The organism is Hymenobacter saemangeumensis, assembly GCF_039541835.1.
GTDB lineage: Bacteria > Bacteroidota > Bacteroidia > Cytophagales > Hymenobacteraceae > Hymenobacter > Hymenobacter saemangeumensis.
In genome coordinates this window covers 1-5,548 of sequence record NZ_BAABGZ010000052.1, presented here as the reverse complement: position 1 = coordinate 5,548, position 5,548 = coordinate 1, and the positions used below count along the sequence as shown (strand labels likewise).

Genomic DNA, 5,548 nt, shown 5'->3' with positions numbered 1-5,548 from the left:
TGGCGTTCACCAACAGATATCGACTCCCAATTTAAGCCAGGAGGATGTCGACCGCTATTGCCCCACACTTTTTGATGCTCTCCTTAGGTAGGGGGGCTCTCAGGAAACGGAAAAAATAGCACGTCAAGGCTTGAAAGGGGCCTTAGGGCTGGCCTACGCCTTTTCGCACATACCTCCCATCTGCAGTGTTGCCAAAGACGTGCAGCCCGCTGTCGCCAAAAATGACCACCTAGGAAGCCATTGAATATTAATTAGGAACGGGACTGCTCTTCTAGTACATTTAGCCCCAGACAGTAATCGTCTGCCAGCGCGACACTAGCTTGTCCTACCCTTGTGTTCTACGCCTCCTTGTTCATGAAAAAAACCGCTACGCTACCCGTCTTTTTTAGAGTGTTCCTGCTGATGCTGGCCTGGCTCAGCCTCGCGGAAGCGCACGCCCAGTGCGCGGCCCCCACTAACCTGGCCATGACCGCCATCAGCGGCACGTCCGCACAACTAGCCTTCACGGCCAGTTCCTCGGCCACGAGCTACACCGTGAGCTACACCAGCCCCGGCTCGGGCACCGTGGTGACCGTCTCGCCCAATCCTACCGTGTCGCCCGTGCCCCTAGCGGGCCTGTCCCCCGCCACCACCTACACCGTCACCGTCGTCAGCAACTGCGCCGGCGGGCAGACGGCCGCAGCCACCGTGACCTTTCGGACCGTGGCCCTGAACGACGAGCCCTGTACGGCCACAGTGCTGCCATTGAGTGGCGCCAACTGCCAGCCCACGGCCAGCACCACGCTCGGGGCTACCGAAAGTCCCACAGCCGGCTACACCAACCCCGGCTGTAGCGGGGAGCAGCTGCCCCGCGACGTGTGGTTCCGCTTCACCACGGCCGCCACCGGACCGGCCAGCACCGGCGCCACCGTGCGCGTGGCCGGCGCCCCGGCCAATGAGCTCCGCCTCTTCGAGGCCGCCGCCTGCAGCGGGCCCTTTACGGAGGTGGCCTGCACCAGCAGCCCGGCCAATACCGCCGCCCCGGCTCTGGTGGTGGGGGTGCTGCGCCCCAACACGTCCTACTTCGTGCGCGTGAGCGGGTACACGTTCAACACCACGCCCGGCGCCTTCACCGCCTGCGTCAGCGACCCACCCGCTTGCGGCGACCCCATCAACCTGGCCCTGGGCGGCATCACCGCCAGCACGGCGCAGCTAGCCTTCGCGCCGGGTCCGGGCAACACGGGCTACACCGTCACCCTGACCCCGCAAGGCGGGGGCACAACCACCCAAACCTTCTCCGCGCCGCCCATTATGCTCACGGGCCTGCAGCCGCTGACGCCGTATACCCTCACGCTACAGGCCACCTGCGCGGGTGGGGCCCTGGGCGGCGTCCTTACCCGCACCTTCACGACGGGCAACCCCCAGGACGAGCCCGCCGGGGCCGTGGTCCTGCCCCTGACGGCCACCTGCCAGCCCGTGACCGGCACCACCGCCCGGGCCACCTCGACCCCGGCCAACGGCTACGGCGCCCCGACCTGCGGCGCCTCCAACCCGGCCCCGCAGGACGTCTGGTTTACCTTCACCACGGCTGCCACGGGCCTGGCCAGTCAAGGTGCCACCTTAACCGTGGACACGCATGCCGGCGCTCCCCAGCCCACGGCTGGGCTGGTACGTGTGTTCCGCGCCCCCAACGGGGCGGCCGGGCCGTTCACCGAAATCGGGTGCAGCAGCGCGGCGGCGGCCAATGCGCTGGCCCCGCCCTTGGTCGTGGCCGGCCTCTCGCCCAACACCACCTACTACGTGGCCGTGTCGGGCACCTTCAACATGGCCCAAACGGGTCCGTTCACGCTGTGCGCCACGCCGCCCCCGGCGTGCCCGGCCCCGGCCAACCTAACGGCCGCGTTGCAAAGCACCACCGCGGTGCAGCTGAGCTGGTCGGCCCCGGGCACCGGGGGCACCTACACGGTCGAGTACGGCCCGGCCGGCTTCGCGCCGGGCACGGGCGCGGCCGGGTCCGTTGTGGTACCGAGCCTGACGGCCCTTACCTACACGGCCACGGGGCTGACGGCGGGGCAGGCGTACCACTTCTACGTGACGCGTGACTGCGGCGCGGGCGGGTTGAGCACGCGCAGCGGCCCGGGGGCGTTTCAGCCCCAGGCCGTGGCCAACGACGATGTGTGCGGGGCCGTGCCGCTGACCATCACGGCCACCTGCCAGCCCACGAATGCGACCCTGGCCGGGGCCACCCAGACTTTTGGCAGTCCCGTCACCTGCTACAATGGCCCGGCTGACGTGTGGTTTACGTTCACTACCCCGGGGACGGGGGCGGGTAGCACCGATGTACTGGTGACGGTTACGGGCGCCACGGCTAACAGTGTGCAAGTGACTACCGCGGCCTCCTGCACGGACCCGCGCACGGCCGTGGCCTGCGCCTTGAACCCCTTCGCCCAGGACCAGCCGGCGCCGCCGCTGACCCTGCGGGGCCTGACGCCGAACACGCGGTACTTCGTGCGCGTCAGTACCGGCGCCCGGCAGCCGGGACCGTTCACCATTTGCCTGACGGCACCTGTACCCGTTTGTAACGCTGTCGCGGACATGCAGTTGCAGAACCTGCGACACACCAGCGTGTTGGTTGCTTTTACGCCGCCGGCGGGCAGTTCTGGCCTGTTGCTGACGCTTACGCCCCAGGGCGGGTCCCCGACCACTCAGACCGTCACGGGGTCGTCGGTGAGCCTGACGGGCCTGCAGCCTAGTACAACGTATACCTTGGCAGTGGCCACGAACTGCACCGCCGGGGGGCAGTCGGCCCCCGTAGTATTTACGTTCACGACGCCCCCACCTCCTCCAGCCAACAACGACTGCAGCGGGGCCCTGCCCATTCAATGCGGCCAGACCCTGATTGGCTCGCCGGCCAACGCGGCACCTACCACTTTGCCCAACTGTGTAGGACCGCCCCATACCGGTGTCTTTTACACCTTTACGGGCACCGGGGACCGCATCCGCGTCAGCCTGTGCGACCCGGGAACTACCTTCAATGCGGCCATTAACGTGCTGCAGGGCAGTTGCGCCGGCCTGACGTGTATCGGCAGTAATATCAGCGACCTTAGCTGCACGCAAACGCGGCGCGGCACCCTGTTTTTTAACAGCCAAGCGGGTGTACAATACTACTTCTTCATCAACAGCAGTGCCGGCCCGCTGTCGGGCAACCTGGCCCTGTCCGTCACCTGCACCCCGCTGGCCACAGCCGCATCTGCGGCTGTGGAACAAATCCAGGTGTACCCCAACCCGGCCCAGCAAAACGCGACCGTATTCATTCCGAAAAGCCTGAGACAAATGGGTGCTGTCGTGACGCTATTTACGGTATTAGGGACCGAAAAGGCGACGTATGCACTTCCCGCTTCCGGGCAAGAACTTCATTTAAACCTGGTCGGCCTGGAGCCGGGGCTCTACATCGTGCAGGTCCCCACGTTGCAGGGCGCCGTGCGCAAACGCCTACTCATCCAATGACCCCGACCCTTTCTGCGGGGTAATAACTAACGCCATGCACCTTTTTTCTTCACTAATCACTTCTGTTCATGAAACTTCTTCGGTTGATTGCCCCGAGTACGTTGGCTTTGCTATCGCTTGCGATAACAAGCAACGCTCAGATTTTTTACCCACCCGCGGGTCCTGACTACCTGCCCGTAAATGGTTCTCCTGCGACTAATTTGGCGCATACCGGAACCGATGCCATTAAGACTGATGGGCGCTATCTTCAAGCAATGACTTGGGAAACTGCTCCTGGGCGTGTTTATTTATCATGGACGGAAAACAATGGCTTCAATGGCCAAGGTGGGTTTCTAATTTCTGCCCCCAACGGGGGAGCATTGAGTGACCCCGATGTTGTAATGGCTTTCTACAACAATAGGCTCTATTGCAACTTAGTGTACTTAGAAACCATAAACGGCAAGGTTCAGACGTTCTGGGATGTATACCAGTGGGACCCAATAACACATGACTTTTTCCAGCAGGTTGGTACCCCACGCGAGTTAGGAGGGAGTTCCTCTATTCGCACCCACTCTTCGCCAAACATTGATGCCAATTCCAATGGAGAAGTTGGCATTGTGTGGCAAGAGTCCTCACAGGAGAAAACCGTCATCAACGTCCAGAGCCCGTCTTATCCTGCGCCGGGTTATACTTATACGCTGCCAGCTATTCAATTTGCGGACAGTTACGTTTTGGCTGGTTATACCGACGGCACTTTAAAAAACTGCACGTCATATCGCGGATGGTTGGCTTCTCGTGACCACGCTACTTCCGACAATCCGCCTATCTTGTTTAATCAATGCTTAAATCCTGATGTTGCGGTGGGAGCATCCGGAATTATCTCGGTGGTCTACATCAACAGCTACGCCTTGCCTCTTACTACGCCAGTTGATGCGGAAGAGTCGCTTGTTGTACGGCAATTCAGATTCCTTGACGAATGTGGCCCAGCTCAACTAGTCGATTCCCATACTTGGGATGAGAGCAAAGGGGCAAGCATTGGAACGCCTCGGATTGCGGCATCCGGAAACCCCATACACCCGGAGGATGTGGAAGTGGTGCTGGATTGGAAAGACCATCCTTGCGAAGAAGGTTTTGGGTTGAGGACTTACATGGAAATTCGCAACTTTGGGAAAAGTCCTGTGAACTCTTCTACTTCAGCTTTTCGTAGCGCTTTCAAAACCGTGAGCATGCCATTGGTAATCGGAACCAACAGCCTCCCTGCCACAGAACCGGTTGTTTCCTATTACAACCGCACCAATTCAGGTGGCGACTTCTACATCGTGAGTTGGACCGGAAAGGATTACGATTTGGCAGGTACAGGATACGGGAAAGATATCTGGGCACGTTCTCTGTTCAAGGGTATTCTGCTTACCAGTGTTGGTTACAGCCGCGTGAACACAGCCGATAAAGGCAATCAGTTTGCCCCTAGCGTTGCTGCCCGGTATATGAATATACAAGGGACGGATGATAACCCCTCGGCTCACTTCTTCTTTGACGAATTTGCGAGTAGAGTAAGCTATAAGGAAACGATAACCTTTGGCTTTGGCGGGGGTGGAGGGATTTATCGGAACATGGTTGGAAATGGCCCAATCCATACCGAAGAGGTCAAAAAAGGAAATGAAGCCAGCCCATCGCGCCGGAAAGCGGTGTTTGAAGCCTATCCTAATCCATTTTCAACTTCTGTACAATTAAACCTCGGCCTGGAGCCAGGGGAGCGTGCGCAGCGCATCGTGGTGTGTGACCTTATGGGTCGCGTAGTGGAGGACATTCACCTGCCGCCGGCCGATGCCTTAGCTCCGACCTATACCTGGCATCCAAAACAAGCCTTGGCAGAAGGCACTTATCTGTTACGTTTCACCACCGATAAACGTACACAATATACAACCTTAACGAAACGTTAACCACCTGTTTTTTAAAAGAAGTGCCGCTAACATTGAGTTAGCGGCACTTCTTTTATCCATGGAGAGCATCAAAAAGTGTGGGGCAATAGCGGTCGACATCCTCCTGGCTTAAATTGGGAGTCGATATCTGTTGGTGAACGCCA

Annotated in this window: 2 protein-coding genes; both read left to right on the top strand. The window is 60.0% G+C overall.

Going from position 1 to position 5,548, the window contains the following annotated elements; genetic code table 11:
- Positions 1–354: 354 nt before the first annotated feature.
- The gene (locus ABD919_RS14000; RefSeq protein WP_345236640.1) at positions 355–3,486 is read left to right on the top strand and encodes a fibronectin type III domain-containing protein; all 3,132 of its coding nucleotides are present in this window, start codon (positions 355–357) and stop codon (positions 3,484–3,486) included.
- A 68-nt stretch (positions 3,487–3,554) separates the two neighbouring features.
- Complete coding sequence (locus tag ABD919_RS13995; protein WP_345236639.1) at positions 3,555–5,405, top strand: T9SS type A sorting domain-containing protein; 1,851 nt, start codon at positions 3,555–3,557, stop codon at positions 5,403–5,405.
- Positions 5,406–5,548 lie beyond the last annotated feature (143 nt).